General features: G+C 36.2%; 16 protein-coding genes. 1 reads left to right on the plus strand and 15 read right to left on the minus strand.

What is annotated here, in order from left to right; translation table 11 throughout:
- Positions 1-19: 19 nt before the first annotated feature.
- The 12 genes from PWU04_RS03460 to PWU04_RS03515 form a co-directional block, all read right to left on the minus strand.
- A complete protein-coding gene (locus tag PWU04_RS03460) occupies positions 20-2,236 on the minus strand; it encodes a RelA/SpoT family protein (protein ID WP_274474420.1) in 2,217 nt (738 codons plus the stop codon).
- Positions 2,237-2,300: 64 nt separating this feature from the next.
- A complete protein-coding gene (locus PWU04_RS03465; RefSeq protein ID WP_274474421.1) occupies positions 2,301-3,533 on the minus strand; it encodes a M48 family metallopeptidase in 1,233 nt (410 codons plus the stop codon).
- A 50-nt stretch (positions 3,534-3,583) separates the two neighbouring features.
- A complete protein-coding gene (locus tag PWU04_RS03470; RefSeq protein ID WP_274474422.1) occupies positions 3,584-4,390 on the minus strand; it encodes a TrmH family RNA methyltransferase in 807 nt (268 codons plus the stop codon).
- A gap of 186 nt (positions 4,391-4,576) precedes the next feature.
- A complete protein-coding gene (locus tag PWU04_RS03475; protein WP_274474423.1) occupies positions 4,577-5,062 on the minus strand; it encodes an STM3941 family protein in 486 nt (161 codons plus the stop codon).
- 1 nt (position 5,063) lies between these two features.
- Positions 5,064-5,873 (minus strand): TerC family protein, encoded by an 810-nt coding sequence (locus PWU04_RS03480; RefSeq protein WP_274474424.1) that lies wholly within the window; start codon positions 5,871-5,873, stop codon positions 5,064-5,066.
- 66 nt (positions 5,874-5,939) lie between these two features.
- Positions 5,940-6,872: a tRNA (adenosine(37)-N6)-dimethylallyltransferase MiaA gene (gene miaA, locus PWU04_RS03485; RefSeq protein WP_274474671.1), complete on the minus strand. Its 933-nt coding sequence runs from the start codon at positions 6,870-6,872 to the stop codon at positions 5,940-5,942.
- 30 nt (positions 6,873-6,902) lie between these two features.
- Positions 6,903-7,748, minus strand: coding sequence for an ion transporter (locus tag PWU04_RS03490; RefSeq protein WP_274474425.1), 846 nt, complete (start codon positions 7,746-7,748; stop codon positions 6,903-6,905).
- Positions 7,749-7,780: 32 nt separating this feature from the next.
- Complete coding sequence (locus PWU04_RS03495; RefSeq protein WP_274474426.1) at positions 7,781-9,148, minus strand: exonuclease domain-containing protein; 1,368 nt, start codon at positions 9,146-9,148, stop codon at positions 7,781-7,783.
- Between the two features lie 27 nt (positions 9,149-9,175).
- Positions 9,176-9,847, minus strand: a complete 672-nt coding sequence (locus PWU04_RS03500) for a YggS family pyridoxal phosphate-dependent enzyme (RefSeq protein ID WP_274474427.1) — start codon at positions 9,845-9,847, stop codon at positions 9,176-9,178.
- Between the two features lie 3 nt (positions 9,848-9,850).
- The gene (locus PWU04_RS03505) at positions 9,851-11,089 is read right to left on the minus strand and encodes a DUF1015 domain-containing protein (RefSeq protein ID WP_274474428.1); all 1,239 of its coding nucleotides are present in this window, start codon (positions 11,087-11,089) and stop codon (positions 9,851-9,853) included.
- A gap of 107 nt (positions 11,090-11,196) precedes the next feature.
- Positions 11,197-12,087: a 3-hydroxyacyl-CoA dehydrogenase family protein gene (locus PWU04_RS03510; protein ID WP_274474429.1), complete on the minus strand. Its 891-nt coding sequence runs from the start codon at positions 12,085-12,087 to the stop codon at positions 11,197-11,199.
- Between the two features lie 40 nt (positions 12,088-12,127).
- Entirely contained in the window at positions 12,128-13,087 is a 960-nt protein-coding gene (locus PWU04_RS03515; protein WP_274474430.1) for a Gfo/Idh/MocA family protein, read from the minus strand.
- A 159-nt stretch (positions 13,088-13,246) separates the two neighbouring features.
- Here PWU04_RS03515 and PWU04_RS03520 point away from each other — a divergent pair, with 159 nt between their 5' ends.
- Entirely contained in the window at positions 13,247-13,888 is a 642-nt protein-coding gene (locus PWU04_RS03520; protein WP_274474431.1) for a protein-L-isoaspartate(D-aspartate) O-methyltransferase, read from the plus strand.
- 3 nt (positions 13,889-13,891) lie between these two features.
- On the opposite strand, the gene PWU04_RS03525 is transcribed toward PWU04_RS03520, so the two are convergent.
- The 3 genes from PWU04_RS03525 to PWU04_RS03535 are packed head-to-tail and all read right to left on the minus strand — an operon-like array spanning position 13,892 to position 16,436.
- Positions 13,892-14,332, minus strand: a complete 441-nt coding sequence (locus tag PWU04_RS03525; protein ID WP_274474432.1) for a YybH family protein — start codon at positions 14,330-14,332, stop codon at positions 13,892-13,894.
- Positions 14,333-14,338: 6 nt separating this feature from the next.
- Positions 14,339-14,866: a hypothetical protein gene (locus PWU04_RS03530; protein ID WP_274474433.1), complete on the minus strand. Its 528-nt coding sequence runs from the start codon at positions 14,864-14,866 to the stop codon at positions 14,339-14,341.
- Positions 14,867-14,882: 16 nt separating this feature from the next.
- A complete protein-coding gene (locus tag PWU04_RS03535) occupies positions 14,883-16,436 on the minus strand; it encodes a M61 family metallopeptidase (RefSeq protein WP_274474434.1) in 1,554 nt (517 codons plus the stop codon).
- Positions 16,437-16,478 lie beyond the last annotated feature (42 nt).

Consider the following 16,478-nt stretch of genomic DNA (forward strand, 5'->3'; position numbering starts at 1 on the left):
CGCAAATTTACACTTATTTTTAAACTCTGGACACTTTATCTATACCATTAATTTTTTTGAGGTTGTTTATTAGCTTGTTCAGTAAGTTGTTGTTTGGTACAACAACATTGATTTTACCTGTAAATACCCCACTATCGCTTTCAAAACTGATACTCTTCATGTTAACATGCATATTTGATGAAATAACCTTTGTGATGTCGTTAACAAGTCCGAGGTTATCTATTCCAGAAAGAATAATTTGAGCGGCAAATTCTTGTTGGGTAGAGTCGATCCACTTAGCTTGAATGATTCGGTAAGCGTAGTTAGACTGTAAACTAAGAGCATTAGGACAATTCTTTTTATGAACTTTAATGCCTTCACTTACGGTTATAAATCCAAAAACAAGGTCTCCTGGAATAGGGTTACAACAGCTAGCCAATTTATAATCGAGGTGTTCTTCATCCTTACCAAAAACCAACTGATCGTAGTTAGTGGTTATTTCCTGTTTCTCGATTTCTTCTTTATTGACTTTTGGTTTTCTGATTTTACTCTTGATAAAACTCATTAGCACGTTACTACGTGAAGCTGCATAATTTTTAAGCATGCTATTGTCTATAGTGCCAATACCTACACGATAGAACAAGTCTAAACTAGTCTTAAGAGAAAAGTAGTTTACCATTTCGTTAACAGTCCTTTCGTTAAGTTCTATCTTAAGCTGTTTTAGTTTCCGTCTTAGAATCTCTTTTCCATCCTCGGCAATGCGTTTCTTTTCTTCTTTTAACGAAGATTTTATTTTACTTCTGGCACGGCTTGTAGTGGCATAATCTAACCAGTTTGCTGTTGGTTTAATGTTTTCCGAAGTAAGGATATCTACCTGATCACCACTTTTTAATTCATGGTTAAGTGGGACGAGTTTTCCGTTTACCTTAGCGCCACGAGTTTTCATTCCAACTTCGGTATGGATGCTAAAAGCAAAATCGAGTGGAGTGGCGCCTTTGGGTAAGGATTTTAAGTCTCCTTTAGGTGTAAAAACGAATATTTCTTTGGAATACAGGTTGAGCTTAAACTGCTCTACAAAATCAACAGCATTGGCCTCTGGGTTTTCTAAAGCTTCCTGAAGACGATTTATCCATTCCTCTAGACTATCTTCTTTCTCGTCAGATTGCTTGTATTTGTAGTGGGCGGCATAGCCTTTTTCGGCAATTTCGTTCATGCGTTCACTACGAATCTGTACTTCCACCCAGCGTCCTTCTGGTCCCATTACAGTAATGTGAAGGGCTTCATAACCTGTGGATTTTGGAGAGGATATCCAATCGCGTAATCGGATTGGGTTAGGTCGGAAGTGATCTGTAACTATTGAATATATTTTCCATGCCAAGAATTTTTCGTTTTCGGCATCACTTCTATAAATAATCCTAACGGCAAATTTATCGTATACTTCATCAAAGGAAACCCCTTGTTTAAGCATCTTTCTTCTGATAGAAAAAATAGACTTAGGACGTCCTTTAATACTGTATTCAAGTTTTTCTCTATCTAAGGAGGCTTTAAGAACATCACTAAAAGCTTTAATATATTCGTCTTGTTCTTCCTTACTTTCCTTTATCTTGTTAAGAATGTCATAGTATACGTCGGGTTCAGTATACTTGAGTCCAAGGTCTTCTAATTCGGTTTTAATATTGTAAAGACCAATTCTATGTGCGAGGGGGGCGTAGATGTAGAGTGTTTCCGATGCAATTTTTTCTTGTTTATCGGGGCGCATGCTTGCCATAGTTTGCATATTGTGCAAGCGATCGGCAATTTTAATGATAATTACTCTAACATCGTCGTTGAGTGTAAGCAGCATTTTACGGAAGTTTTCTGCCTGCAGGGAAATATCCATATCCTGATTACCTTCTAAAGAAGATATCTTGGTAAGACCATCTACAATTCTAGCAACGGTTTTTCCAAATTTCTTTTCAATATCCTTTGTGGTATAATCATCGGAATCCTCAACTACGTCGTGCAAAAGTGCGGCGGCAATCGAGGTTGCGTCAAGTCCAATTTCGGAGGCAACTATTTTAGCAACTGCTATAGGGTGAAATATATAAGCTTCGCCAGACTTACGGCGTTGATCTTTATGGGCATCCAATGCAACATCGAAAGCCGAGCGGATCAATTTTTTATCGTCATCACTTAAGGTTCTGTAGCTTACCTTTAAAAGCTCTTTATAGGCCTTTGCAATGGCAGCATTTTCCTTGTCTATATCAATTTCTGTCATAAAACTAAAAATAGGATAAAGTATTATAACATACAATAAAATCTAGTTTTTTTGAGCAGCCTTTTTAAGACTTTAAATTTCTTATTCTCTGTAATAATGTTGGGTGAGAATAGTGCATAAACACATAAGCTGGATGAGGGGTAAGGTTGCTCAAGCTGTTCTTCGAAAGTTTTTTAAGTCCACTAATTAATGGTTCCCAAGCAAAGGTGTTTTTAGCATAGTCGTCTGCTTGGTATTCAAACTTTCTGGACATAAAATTCATTACCAGTCCTGTAATCTCACTAATAGGGCTATAAAGCAACCCAAAAGCAATTAAACCAACATGAAAACTTGGTATGTCAACACCTAGTGCATTCGATAAAAGCGGATTAGAAATAAAAATAGAAAGGATGTATAAAGTTAAACCGGTTAAAAGTATCGATGTGATTAAATTGAAGATAATATGTTTCTTTTTGTAGTGACCTACTTCATGGGCCAATACAGCTACTATTTCGTCTTCTTCAAGGTCGTTTATTAAGGTGTCGTATAAGGTAACACGTTTTTCACTGCCAAAGCCAGAGAAATAAGCATTGGCTTTAGTACTTCGCTTAGAACCGTCGATTACAAATATTTTACTCAACTGAAATCCAACAGACTCAGCGTAAGTTGCAATTTTTTGTCTTAAATCACCATCTTCCAATGGGGTTTGTTTGTTAAATAAAGGCACAATCAGTCTAGAATAGAACATGTTCATAAATACCGTAAATAAAGTAATTATACCCCAAGCATATAACCAGAATTGGTTGCCGGTTAATTGATAGAACCAAATGATCAATGCTAAAATACCGCCACCTAATAAGGCAGTCATCAGCAAGCCTTTAATTTTATCGAGAACAAAGGTCATTTTTGTTGTTTTGTTGAACTTAAAACGTTCTTCAATCACAAAGGTTTTGTAATAGGAGAATGGGGTTGTAATCAAATCACTGCCTATCATAATAATTCCGAAGAATATTAAAGCAATGAGAATAGGTTTGTCAGTAAATCCTCGAGCGATATTGTCAACCTTTTCAAAACCATCGAACAGCAAGAACGCTAGAGTTAAAGCTATCGAAAAAGTAGAGCTCATAACTCCGAACTTATAATTTGCAGCTTTATAGGCTTGCGATTTTTTATATTCCTCCTCTTCATAAACATCACCAAGCTCATTGGGAACAGGATCGTTGAAGTGCTTGGCGTTAAGCGCATCAAGAGCCTTGTCAACTATGAAGTTGAGAATAATGATTCCTATGATTATATAGAATAGCGTTTCTGCGGTCATGTTGTCAATTGAAAAGTTATAATAAAAATTGAAATTATAAGGATTGAATATTATTCAAATCCACGTTGGCGTTTTGCCTCAAAAATAAGGATTCCTGCAGCAACAGAGACGTTCATAGAATCTATTTCTCCCTGCATGGGGATAATAATATTTTGTGTTGATGCCTCAAGCCATTCGTCTGTTAGTCCAGTAGCTTCAGTGCCTACAACAATGGCCGTAGGTTTTGTGTAATCTAGAGTATGGTAATTTACTGAAGCTTGAAGAGCAGCACAGTACATGTTGATGTTATTGTTCTTTAAAAAATCTATAATTTCCACAGTAGTTCCAGTAGCAATGTTGTTGGTAAAAACACAGCCTACACTCGAACGGATGATATTAGGGTTATAAAAATCTGTCTTAGGATTGGCGATTATTACCGCATCAACATTAGCTGCATCGGCGGTACGTAACAAGGCACCTATATTACCCGGTTTTTCTGGGGCTTCTGCGATCAAAATCAATGGACTTATACTGTTAAGTTCTAAATCCTTTAATTTGTGCTTTTTAGGTTTGGCAACAGCAATAAGACCTTCTGTAGAATCTCGGTGTGCTAATTTTTGATAGACTTCTTTTGAGATTTCTATACGGTTTGGATTTTGTTTTTTTTTAAGAAGGGTATTTATTTCTTCTTCATTACAGACCTCTGGAACAAATAAAACCGTATCCAACTCATAATCTCCATTTACAGCCAATTTTACTTCGCGTACCCCTTCAATAAGAAACAAATTAGACTTACGTCGATCACGAGATTTGTCCTTAAGCTGAACTAGCTGCTTAATATATGTGTTTTGAGGGCTTGTTATGGTTTTATTGTGCATGGAAACTGATAACTGCTAATAATTGAGGCAAATTTACATCTTTATTATAGAACATAATGTTATTTGCTAATGGTTAGCTCAATATAACAGGAATGAAATGTATTTCCTACTAATTTAATTGTATTATGTTGAAACAATGAAAAATAAATAAACCAAAAAAGTATGAATAATTTATTCTTTAAGTACTTAGTGGTGTTTTTTATTTACCACATTTAATAATTTACCATAATCAACCATACACATCTCTAAATTGATATTGATTGTTTTGGGAGTAGTTTCCAGTTGGCGTTTTGCGGTTATTTTATAAAAAGTTTTGAAGTTTTTACTGGATACATTGCCATTAAGTGTTAATTGAAGGTGGTTTTGCTTTCCCAACATAACCAATTCCATATTTTCAATTTCACCATGAGGTATTGCCTCTTTCATAATGCGTCTGTCATAAACACCTTTATCGTTAATAGTGATTACAGGTTTAAAACTAAATAGGTTTTTAATCACTATAATGCTGATGGTAGCTGACAATATTAAATTAAGATAGCCGGCAATTTGGATTAATAGATATGGAGCTTTAATAGCTTTGACTCCTAAATACCATATTCCAATAGCTAAAAGGACAAGAAGGAAAAAGTTTTTGTTAGATCGGTGTATATTAATGTTTTTAGGCTCTGTCATTTTATACGTTTTGAGATTTTTTCCTTTCAATTTTCTTTTTAATTCGGAAGTTGAGGAACTCCACGAATAGAGAGAAAGCAATGGCAAAATACAGATAGCCTTTAGGAATAGCTCCTATTTCGTTATTGAAAACCACGGTGTGAGACAGGTGTGCTGCTTCTGTAATTAGCATGAAACCAATTAATATCAGGAATGCTAGACCCAATAATTGCATAGATGGATGCTCATTAATGAAATTGCGTATTGGGTTGGCAAACAGCATCATAATTAGTATGGATATAACTACAGCAATAATCATCAAGACTAGAGCGTGATTTGGATCTGGTGAAAGGCCGTTGGTCATTCCTACTGCAGTTAAAATGGAATCTATAGAAAAGATAAAGTCGATAATTACGATTTGAAAAACGGCTTTACCCAACGTATCTAGCACTTTCTTTTTAATGCCTTCTTCACCATGTTCTGGCATTTCAACTTTTTCATGTATTTCGGAAGTACTTTTGTAGATTAGAAATAATCCACCAGCAAATAAAATTATGCTTTGCCAACTAATGGCCGTTGAAATCCAGCTTGTTTCCAGGTGGTAAAATGGTTCTTTTAACCCCACTAAATAGGAGACAAAGAAAAGAAGGATTACACGTTGTACCATGGCTAGGATTAAACCTATATTGGTAGCTTTACCACGTTGGTGCTCAGGGAGTTTGTTTGCCGCTATGGAAATGAAAACAATATTGTCTATCCCAAGAACGATTTCCAAAAAGGTTAAGGTGAGCAAGGCAACAATAGCATCACCAGAGAGTAAAAAGTCTAACATGGTGTAGTGGTTTAGTGATGTTAAAAATAACTAAAATTTGTAAACATTAAGTGAATAAATGAACTCTTAATTAGGAGGATCAATCAATACCTTATTAAGTGTTTCAATAACAGAATTGGCCGAGGTTTTATAATCAAACCAAATAGTTTCTTGGTTTCTTTTAAACCAAGTTAATTGCCGCTTAGCAAAGCGTCTCGAGTTCTTCTTTATTTCTGAAATGGCAAATTCCAAAGACCACTCATCATTAAAATATTTAAAGAGTTCTTTATAGCCAACAGTATTCAGGGCATTGAGCTGCTGTTTAGGAATAAGGGCTTTAGCCTCTTCCAGTAATCCCTGTTTTACCATTAAATCTACACGAAGATTTATCCTGTCGTAAATGACTTGTCTATCAGCTGTTAGTCCAATATTTATTGTTTTAAAAGGTCTGTCTTCTTTTGCTTTATTCAAAAAAGAAGAGTAAGGTTGATTGCTGCCAATTGAAACCTCAAGAGCTCTTATCACTCGATGGGGATTATCAATAGCAATATTTTCATATGAAACAGGGTCGAGTTCTTTTAACTGCTGTTGTAAAGGCTCTAATCCTTGAGTTTCCAAAATAATGTTTAGGTTTTCTCTAATTTTGGGATCAATATCCGGGAAATCGTCCAGTCCTTTAGTAACTGCATCTACATAGAGTCCTGACCCTCCAACCATGATTACCACATCATATGTTTTATAAAGCTCGTCTAAGATATTTAGAGCATCACGTTCAAAATCTCCTACGCTATAATTTTCCTCAACCGATTTATGATGGATACAATAATGAGGAGCAGCATCAAGCTCTTCCTTTGTTGGTGCTGCTGTCCCAATCTGCATCTCTTTAAAAAACTGACGAGAGTCTGCAGAAACGATAGCTGTATTATAGTGTTGCGCTAGTTTTATACTCAAAGCGGTTTTTCCAATTGCAGTAGGACCAACAATACTTATTAGATATTTATTAGGAAGTTGTGTTTTAATGGGTTCGGATTTAAAAAGTTGTTCTATAGTTTACTCTAATGAATGGCCACATTGATCACAAAACTTGGCATTATCTGTATGATTTGTTGCCGAACAATTAGGACAGGATTGTGTATTTAATGGTAATGCAGATGCTGCAGAACCATCAGGTTTTTTCTGTTGGGAATATTCAGCTGAAACTATTCCCGTTGGAACAGCAATAATGCCGTAACCCAAAATCATAACAAGGGAAGCAATAAATTGTCCCAGGGGAGTTTGTGGGGCTATATCTCCAAAACCTACTGTGGTAAGTGTAACGATGCACCAATAGACACTTCTTGGTATAGAAGTAAATCCAGAAGCATCACCTTCTACCATATACATAATAGTACCCAATATGATCGAAAGAATAAGCACAGCAAACAAAAAAACCGAGATTTTTGCTCGACTAGCTCTTAGTGCTTTTACTAAATTATCTGAAGCTCCTAAAAACCGTGCTAGTTTTAAAATTCTGAATACTCTTAATAATCGTAATGCCCTTAGTGCTACCAAGGCATGAGTTCCAGCAAAAATTAAAGAAAGATATTTAGGGATGGTTGAAAGAAAGTCAATAATACCATAAAAACTCAGCATGTATTTGACGGGTTTTTTTACGGTTATTATTCTTGCAATATATTCTATGGAAAAGAGTATTGTGACAATCCATTCTGCAATATTCAGGTACTTGTGATATTTAGCATCGAAAGGTTTAATACTTTCAAGCATAACAAATACAATACTGGCGACAATAACTATCATGAGAACAAGGTCGAATAGTTTGCCTGCAGGCGTATCGGCCTCATAAATAATTTCATGCAGTTTCCTGCGCCATGGTGTATTTGGTTTGAATCTCCACATCAATTCAAAAATAAGAAAAGTATGGCTTTAATTTAAGCGGATAGTTCTTTTACTTTAATACGTTTGTGTTTTCTTAAATACGCTTGAATAATATGTTGGGTGTCTTTGTTGTGTTCCATTGGTGTAATGATGGATTCCAAGACAGAAGTATTATTGATTTGATAATTAAGGTTGAAAAAACCAAGCCCTCTAAAAAGACCATCTTTAATAAGAATAACGGTTTTTTCGTCTACTTCACGACCTTGGTCAATTATTACAAGGTCTTTGTTTTTAAAGCTGTATTTGTCAATAAACTTTTGTACGCGTAGGTTGTATTCGTCTGCAGGTTCTTCCAGGAGGCAGGCACCATTACAGGATTTAACCGAATAGTTAAAGCAGTTTGTCTTAGTAGGATAAAGTCCCGATAATTTTTGGCATAAATCAAAATCCTCAACAGCTTTAAACATGAAGTTTTTAGCCACTAAGTGACTTGTAAATGTAGTTAAAGGACGTTTACGGCCATCAGCTTTGTCGATTGTAAGGTTAATATAGCCCTCAGCATCAACAGTGCTATATAAAGCATGGGTGTATCGTGTACGCTTCTGTGAGCGATTTAAAACTGGTTTGTTTTTTTTGATTTCTTCACTTTCCTTCAGAAGGGCAACTAATTCACTTCCTGTAGCTTCGTAGGTGACTGTTGCCACCTGCATTTGTATTTTTTTAGCTTTTCGATTTTTACCCGTAAAGTGCTGTGTGATGCGACGTTTTATGTTCTTGCTTTTTCCAATATAGATGATTTCTCCGTTAGACTTATGAATGTAGTACACACCGGTAATTGAAGGCAATTCATTGATAATATCTAAATGCTTGGTTTCAAGCTGATATTTAGGATCTAATCGAATAGCGTTTTGAATAATTTGCTTTTGTGTATCCTTGGTCTGTAATAACTTAAAGAGTTTTACTGTAGCCATGGCATCACCGTTAGCTCTATGACGGTCGCTTACAGGTATACCAAGTGCTCTTGCTAGTTTTCCCAAGCTATAGGACGGTTGGTTGGGAATTAACGTTTGGGCCAATTCTACAGTACACAATGTTTTACGGTTGAAATCGAAGCCCAATCGGCTGAATTCGGTTCTTAGAATACGGTAATCAAAATCGGCATTGTGGGCAACTATGGTACATTCTTCGGTAATCTCAACGATACGTTTGGCGACTTCATAAAATTTTGGTGCTGAGCGCAGCATTTTATTGTTTATCCCAGTTAGGTTAACAACAAAAGGCTGTATTTCCCGTTCCGGATTGATTAGACTTATAAACTGGTCTGTTACCTCATGACCATTATAGCGATAAATAGCGATTTCGGTAATACCTTCTTCATTATACTTTCCTCCGGTAGTTTCTATGTCTAAAATGGCGTACAAAGTTGTTGTTGAGATTTTTATAAATTCCTAAACATTATAGTTTCTGGCCCCAAATATACTACTTCCAACTCTAATCATGGTACTACCGCAATCGATAGCAAGTTGATAATCACCGCTCATACCCATTGAAAGTGTTTCCAAGTTACAATTTTTGGAAGTATGATTACGCAATGAATCGAAAGTGTTCTTTAAAAAAGTGAATTCTCTTTTTATCTGCTCTTGGTCTTCTGTAAAGGTTGCCATTCCCATTAGTCCTGTAATCTTAATATTTTCCAAAGTGCCCAAGTCTTCTGAAGTAATAAGAGATCTTGCGTCCTCTGCAGTCATTCCAAATTTGGAGTCTTCATCGGCAATTTTGATTTGAAGCAAACACGAAATTACTCTATCGTGTTTTTGGGCTTGCTTGTTTATTTCCTTCAAGAGTTTGAAGCTGTCCACACCGTGAATTAAGTGGACAAAGCTTGCCATGTACTTTACTTTATTGGTTTGTACATGACCAATCATATGCCATTGAATGTCTTTAGGAAGTTGTGCTTCTTTATCGGCCATCTCTTGAATCTTGTTTTCACCAAATACGCGTTGGCCAGCATTATACGCCTCTAAAATATCTTCAACTGGTTTGGTTTTCGATACGGCAACTAATTTGACGTGTTCTGGTAAATCAGTTTTTATCTTATTTAAACGCTTTTGTATGCTCATAAATCAGTATTCATAGATGGTTATACCACTTCGTAGTTTAGGTTCTATGTACGTGCTTTTTGGAGGCATTGTAAATCCATCATCTGCAATTTGCTTGAGTTGCTCAATTGTAACAGGACACATGCCAAAGCCAACAGCAAAATTACCCATGTCTATACGGGTTTTTATATTAACCACTTCCTTTTTTCCGTTGCAATATTGTATGCGATGGTCGTTCCTTAAATCGGTGATACCCAAAATAGGCTCTAAAACCGTTTTATAAAGAATTTGAGCATCTAAAGCCTCTAAGGAATTTTCAAATTTATAAATGGTTTTTCTTAGGTAAAGCGAATAGAACTCACCATCCAAATACATGCTAAAATGATGTTGTTGAGAGGGTCTATAAGGAATTTGTCCTCGGTTTTCAATTCGGAACATGGTATCCAGTTGAATAAGGAATTCTTCCTTGGTAAGTCCATTAAGGTCGGTGACCAATCGGTTGAACTCATATACTTTCAATTCCGATTCTGGAATAAAATACCCCATAAAGAAGTTATAGCTCTCATTTCCAGTGTGATTAGGGTTATTGGCTTTTTGCTCTTGATAGAGTAAATGTGCCGATGCCGAGCGATGGTGGCCGTCGGCAATGTAAACCACTGAAACAGATTCGAAAGCTTTGGTGATTTCATTCAATGTAACCTCATCAGAAACAGGCCATAGATAATGTGTGTCTCTATATGTAGTTGTAAACTCGTATTCAGGACGTTGCCTCTGTATTTCCTTAATAATCTGTTTTACTGAATCATTGTCAGGATAAGTAAGTAAAACCGGTTCAGCATTAAAACCAACGGTTTTTATATAGTCTTTAAAAATTAGTTCTCGATATTCTATGGTATCCTCGTGGGTTTTAATTACCTGATTTTCGTAATCTTTAGCACTTGCAGCCGTAATTACACCGCTAAATACCTGATTATCACGATCTACTATTTTGTATATGTAATAAGAAGGCTTTTCATCTTGAACAAAGATTTTGTCTTCTTTGAATTCTAGATATCTGTTACGTACCAATGAGTACCTGGCAGTACCTGAAATTTCTTTGGCGTATTTATATCCAGGATTTACAATATGTAGGAATGAGTAGGGGTTATGGTCGAGACGGGCTTCCCTTTCGGTTTGGGTATAGCTTTGGTATGGCCTAGAGGCCACTAAGCTAACCTTGTCCCTTGTAGGACGAACCGCTTTAAATGGGATTATTTTTGTCATAATTAATGGTGAGTATCCTAAAATATTGAAAAAAGGGATTTCACCTTCTTATGGGATTAAAACCAATTGCACCCGAACGTTAACTGATCGGGTGCGGTTTTGGTTTGTTATTTTTTGAACTGTTTGGCAACCTTTTCAGCTTTTTTGCTTTCTGAGTAATCGTAGAAACCTTCACCAGATTTAATACCCAGTTTTCCAGCTTGAACCATGTTGATCAATAACGGACATGGTGCATATTTAGGGTTTTTAAAGCCTTCGTACATTACGTTAAGAATAGATAAACAAACGTCAAGACCAATGAAATCTGCTAATTGTAATGGTCCCATTGGGTGTGCCATTCCTAATTTCATTACTGTATCGATTTCTTCAACACCAGCTACGCCATTGTAAAGTGTTTCAATAGACTCGTTTAGCATTGGCATTAATATACGGTTTGCAACGAATCCAGGGTAATCGTTAACTTCTACTGGTACTTTTCTAAGCGTTCTGGAAAGTTCCATGATGGTATTCGTTACCTCATCGCTCGTGTTGTATCCACGGATAATTTCTACCAATTTCATGATTGGCACTGGATTCATAAAGTGCATTCCAATTACCAATTCTGGTCTAGAGGTTACCGCTGCAATTTGTGTTATTGAAATAGAAGAAGTGTTTGTTGCCAAAATTGTTCCTTCAGCACAAACTTCATCCAATTGTCTAAAGATATTCAGTTTTAAATCTACATTCTCAGTAGCAGCTTCAACAACCAATTCAGCATCTTTTACACCTTCAGTAAGTTGGTTGAAAGTAGTAATGTTATTTAAAGTTGTGTTTTTATCGTCTTCTGTAATTTTTTCCTTGGCAACCATACGGTCTAGGTTCTTGGTAATAGTAGCCATACCACGCTCCAATGAAGCTTCGCTAATATCGATTAAACGTACGTTAAATCCACATTGGGCAAAAGTGTGTGCAATACCATTACCCATAGTTCCTGCTCCAATTACAGCTATATTTTTCATAGTAATATTTTTATGTTTTATTATTTAGAAGTCTTAATTTTTAAAATTGATCGATAATCATAGTTGCCACACGCAAAGCCTCTGTGCCATCATGTAAGGTTACAATTGGTTTGGTGTTGTTGTTGATAGCATCGGCAAAAGTTTCCAGTTCATCTAAAATGGCGTTGTTGGGAGAGATATCTGGATTATCGAAATAAATCTGCTTTTTAACACCTTCGGCATTTTGAAGAATCATGTCGAAATCTCCAGGGTTTTCTGGTGCGTCCTTCATTTTTACCACTTCACAATTCTTCTCAAGGAAGTCTACAGATATATAGGCGTCTTTTTGGAAGAAACGCGTTTTTCGCATGTTCTTTAGTGATATTCTACTGGCTGTAAGGTTGGCTACACAACCATTAATAAATTCTATGCGAGCATTGGCTATGTCTGGTGTGTCACTAATTACCGAAACACCACTGGCACTAATATGCTTCACTTTCGAATTAACAACACTAAGAATGATATCGATATCGTGAATCATTAAATCCAGTACCACAGGAACATCTGTTCCTCTGGGGTTGAATTCTGCCAAGCGGTGTGTTTCAATAAACATTGGGTTTTCTACCATGTCCTTGATAGCCCTGAATGCTGGGTTGAAACGTTCAACATGTCCTACCTGACCCTTAACACCATATTCGGCCACTAAAGTTCGCAAAGCTTCAGCTTCTTGAACCGTATTGGTGATTGGTTTTTCAATAAAAATATGTTTTCCTTTTGAAATAGCCTGCTTGGCACAATCGTAGTGGGAAAGAGTAGGAGTTACAATGTCTACAACATCTACAGAGTCTATAAGTTTATCGATAGAATTGTAGTAGGTATAACCATATTCTTCACTGACTTTTTTGGCATTTTCTTCATTGGCATCGTAAAAGCCAACAAGCTCATATTTATCGGATTGATTGAGTAAACGTAGATGAATTTTGCCCAGGTGACCCGCACCTAGAACACCAACTTTTAGCATGGATTTCAGGTTTTGAACAAAAATAAGATTTTAAGGCTTAATTCCTGATAAATATTTAATAAATTATAGAGGTTGAACCCTAGTCAAAGGCCTTGCCGGAATTTAATTTTCAGCTTAAAAATCTTTGATTAATTTAGCCCTGCAAATATTCTGTAGACAGTGAAAGATACGTTTAGACATAAGGGGTTAAGACAGCAATTGGTTAATGTAGTGAGAGCCAAAGGTATTCAAGACGAACAAGTGCTTGGGGCTATTGGTAAAATTCCAAGACACTTCTTTATGGATTCTGGTTTTTTAGACCATGCCTATCAGGATAAAGCTTTCCCTATCGCTGCAGATCAGACCATTTCGCAGCCGTATACAGTAGCATTTCAAACTGAATTGTTAGAGATTAAACCAGGTGATAAAATTCTCGAAATTGGTACCGGAAGTGGGTACCAAACTGCTGTATTGTGCGAATTGGGGGCTAGAGTGTTTAGTATTGAGCGTCAACAGGAATTGTTCAAGAAAACCAGCAAGTTTTTGCCTAAGTTGGGGTATCGTCCTAAAAAGCTTGTATTTGGTGATGGTTATAAAGGTATGCCGGAAGAAGCACCTTTTGATGGTGTTATCGTAACCGCAGGAGCTCCTTTTGTTCCTAAACCATTACTGGCTCAATTGGCTATTGGTGGTCGTTTGGTGATACCTGTTGGAACAGATGTCCAAACCATGACTTTGTTTATAAGGAAAGGCCCGAAGGCCTTTGATAAACACGAGTTTGGAGATTTTAGATTTGTTCCCATGTTAGAGGACAAAAACTAGCTTTTAATCCCAAACGAATTTCCATTTTCCGTTATCTTGACGTTTCCATATAGTATGGAAAACTCCTGTACTGGTCACATCATTTCCAAGAGTATCTTTATGAGTATAGCTATAGTGCCCATATGTGTACCCTAGATCACCAGAATCAGCAACATCTACAAAATCAGGTTTCCAAACCAGTCCCTTGGACGTTGCATTCTTAAGATGTTCCTTAATGGCGTTTTTGCCTTTTATCAGTTCATTGTTACGCATCAAGACAGCTTGATTATCTGCAAAAGTTAGAAATGCTTTGTTAATACCTTCTTCCTTGACCATTTTTGCAAATGCGGCTTCTGTTTCCGTAATTTCATTGATCCATTGGGTTTTTATGTCCGTATCGGAATTGTGTTTACAAGATGATAGATATACAAGAACAACCAAGAAAAAAGGTATTAATAGTTTCATGAGTAATTATTGTTTTAAGAACTCTTTTGGTATTTGATTGTCTTCGGTTTCCTGAGTCCAATAAATATTAATTATCCACCAACGCGTACCGTCGAAAAGTAGTTGAATACTGTTTATACCTCTCATAAATGGACTTGTGTCTTTTTTGCTGTAATAGGTTTCGTAAGTGCTGAAAACCTGAGCGATATGTCCAAATCGTTGTTCTTTTCTGTTTATTTCAACTTCAAAAAAACCATTTTTCACCAGCCATTCCCCAGAGGAGTCAATATAGTTCTGAGGGCTTAAGTACTTTACTTGGTATACGCCAATATTATCTGGTCCTGTAGCGATAAGTTTTGCGTCGGGTTTGAATAGATATTTAAATAAATCCCAATTTCTTTCTTCTCCTTTTTCTCCAGAAATAACACTATATAGATTTGAAATTATGCTGTCCACAGATTGGACCTTCTCAATGTATTCGGTTGTATCTACTTGTGCTTTAATGCTAAAATTTAAAAGGAAGCAAAGAAAACTTAGAACAATAGATTTTTTCATATAATGCTATATCTGGTTATATTTCAATTTTCTGTTTCCATTTGTTACGTAGTTTTAGCTGTTGATCACTAGGTGCAGAATTAACGCTAAAGCTATTTGTTTCCGGATTGTACTCAATGCCAATCTTTTCGTAATATTCTTTTAAAGGTAATGGTTGAGAGGCTTTGATATAATTATCAATAAATTGACGAATCTCTGGATAGGTTTCTTCAACAAACACATTAAAGAAAGTGTCTTCTTTAAACGGTTTGTGTGGTCCATATTGTTTAGCCAATTTGTTGATTACATCGACTAAACCTGTCTGACCATCTGAAAGTTCTATTAGTTTGATGTCTAATAAACCAGCTACTAAAGCGCCTTTCATATAGATGTTACCGTATTGTTTGTGTCCTTCTGGGGTGTAAGATTTTAATGCTAAGTCAACTAAGCTAATGCTGGAGTCATAATAACGAGTGCTAATCATTACCTTTTTCTCTAAAGTATTAAGGTAATCATCTAATGATTTTTGTCTAGAACGTAACAACATCATGTGAGCCGCCCATTCCGTTGTGCCTTCATAAAGCCATAAATGTTCTGAAGGAACAGGTGTGATAAAGTTGAACTTTTCGATGATTTCACTGTGAATATTCAATGGTGTTACAACATGGAAAAACTCATGTGCAGCAACTTCTAGAACGCCTTGTTCTAAATTGTTCCAGCTGTCTTCTTTGTAAACGTATTCAGAGCTATAAGAATGTTCCCAGGCACCATTGGTGTAATCTTCGAAATGAAATAGGAAGGTGTATCGGTCTACTGGCAATCCATTTAAAAAACCACTTGCAGACAGTAGCATATTCTTCATGGAGCCTAGGATTTGCTCAGAATTAACCTTTCCAGTTTTTGAATATGTGTAAATATCAACAGTGGTTCCTTGTACGTCCATTGAAGCCTTGGTAAGGTTACCAACAAGAATAGGTGAATCTACTGCATGGTCGTAATTATCAGCAAAAAAGTACCCTTCTGGGTTTTGGGTAAGTGCAGTGCCATAGTTCCATCCTTCAGGAAGATCCAGTTTAATTTTTATAGGGCTTTGCTGTTTTCCTTTAAAATAGCCAAAAACTGCCTGGCCATTTATTAAACTATGGTCATCTTCAATAGAAGTTCCACACATCATATAGATCTGGTCTCTATCAACAGGAGTGTCCCAGGTTTCAGAAATTTCGTATGTGATTTTGGTAATGCTTTCAGGAGTACTCAGTTCATACTGGTTAGTCGAAATTTTTGAGGTAGGTACAACTTCTCCTTTTTCATTGTAAGCGGTAAAATTTTGAACATAACGTCCCATGTCCATAACTTGATAGGTTCCTGGAGCTGTAGCTGCAAACTGGAAAATGTTGTTTTGAGCTGTCAGGGATGGTGGGGTGACCTCAACTTTGTAAGTGTCGTTACTTCTATCGGTTAAGTTTACTTCGAAGCTTACTGATGGAATAACTTTCTCTGTTGTTTTAGTTGATGTAGTTTCTTTCGTGGGACTACAAGAAAAACAAATAAAAGCTACTAATAGTAGTGAAAACTTGTAAAGGAATTTCATGATTTTTGATTAGTTTATTGGAAATAATAAATTTAGGTATAG

Origin of the sequence: Mangrovimonas aestuarii, assembly GCF_028767185.1 — a bacterium.
GTDB classification, from domain to species: Bacteria; Bacteroidota; Bacteroidia; order Flavobacteriales; family Flavobacteriaceae; genus Mangrovimonas_B; species Mangrovimonas_B aestuarii.

Bases quoted from the DNA above. Each gene is read 5' to 3' on its own strand.
- PWU04_RS03460 (WP_274474420.1), bottom strand. From the start codon at position 2,236: ATGACAGAAATTGATATAGACAAGGAAAATGCTGCCATTGCAAAGGCC.
- PWU04_RS03465 (WP_274474421.1), bottom strand. From the start codon at position 3,533: ATGACCGCAGAAACGCTATTCTATATAATCATAGGAATCATTATTCTC.
- PWU04_RS03470 (WP_274474422.1), bottom strand. From the start codon at position 4,390: ATGCACAATAAAACCATAACAAGCCCTCAAAACACATATATTAAGCAG.
- PWU04_RS03475 (WP_274474423.1), bottom strand. From the start codon at position 5,062: ATGACAGAGCCTAAAAACATTAATATACACCGATCTAACAAAAACTTT.
- PWU04_RS03480 (WP_274474424.1), bottom strand. From the start codon at position 5,873: ATGTTAGACTTTTTACTCTCTGGTGATGCTATTGTTGCCTTGCTCACC.
- PWU04_RS03490 (WP_274474425.1), bottom strand. From the start codon at position 7,748: ATGTGGAGATTCAAACCAAATACACCATGGCGCAGGAAACTGCATGAA.
- PWU04_RS03500 (WP_274474427.1), bottom strand. From the start codon at position 9,847: ATGAGCATACAAAAGCGTTTAAATAAGATAAAAACTGATTTACCAGAA.
- PWU04_RS03505 (WP_274474428.1), bottom strand. From the start codon at position 11,089: ATGACAAAAATAATCCCATTTAAAGCGGTTCGTCCTACAAGGGACAAG.
- PWU04_RS03510 (WP_274474429.1), bottom strand. From the start codon at position 12,087: ATGAAAAATATAGCTGTAATTGGAGCAGGAACTATGGGTAATGGTATT.
- PWU04_RS03515 (WP_274474430.1), bottom strand. From the start codon at position 13,087: ATGCTAAAAGTTGGTGTTCTAGGTGCGGGTCACCTGGGCAAAATTCAT.
- PWU04_RS03525 (WP_274474432.1), bottom strand. From the start codon at position 14,332: ATGAAACTATTAATACCTTTTTTCTTGGTTGTTCTTGTATATCTATCA.
- PWU04_RS03530 (WP_274474433.1), bottom strand. From the start codon at position 14,866: ATGAAAAAATCTATTGTTCTAAGTTTTCTTTGCTTCCTTTTAAATTTT.
- PWU04_RS03535 (WP_274474434.1), bottom strand. From the start codon at position 16,436: ATGAAATTCCTTTACAAGTTTTCACTACTATTAGTAGCTTTTATTTGT.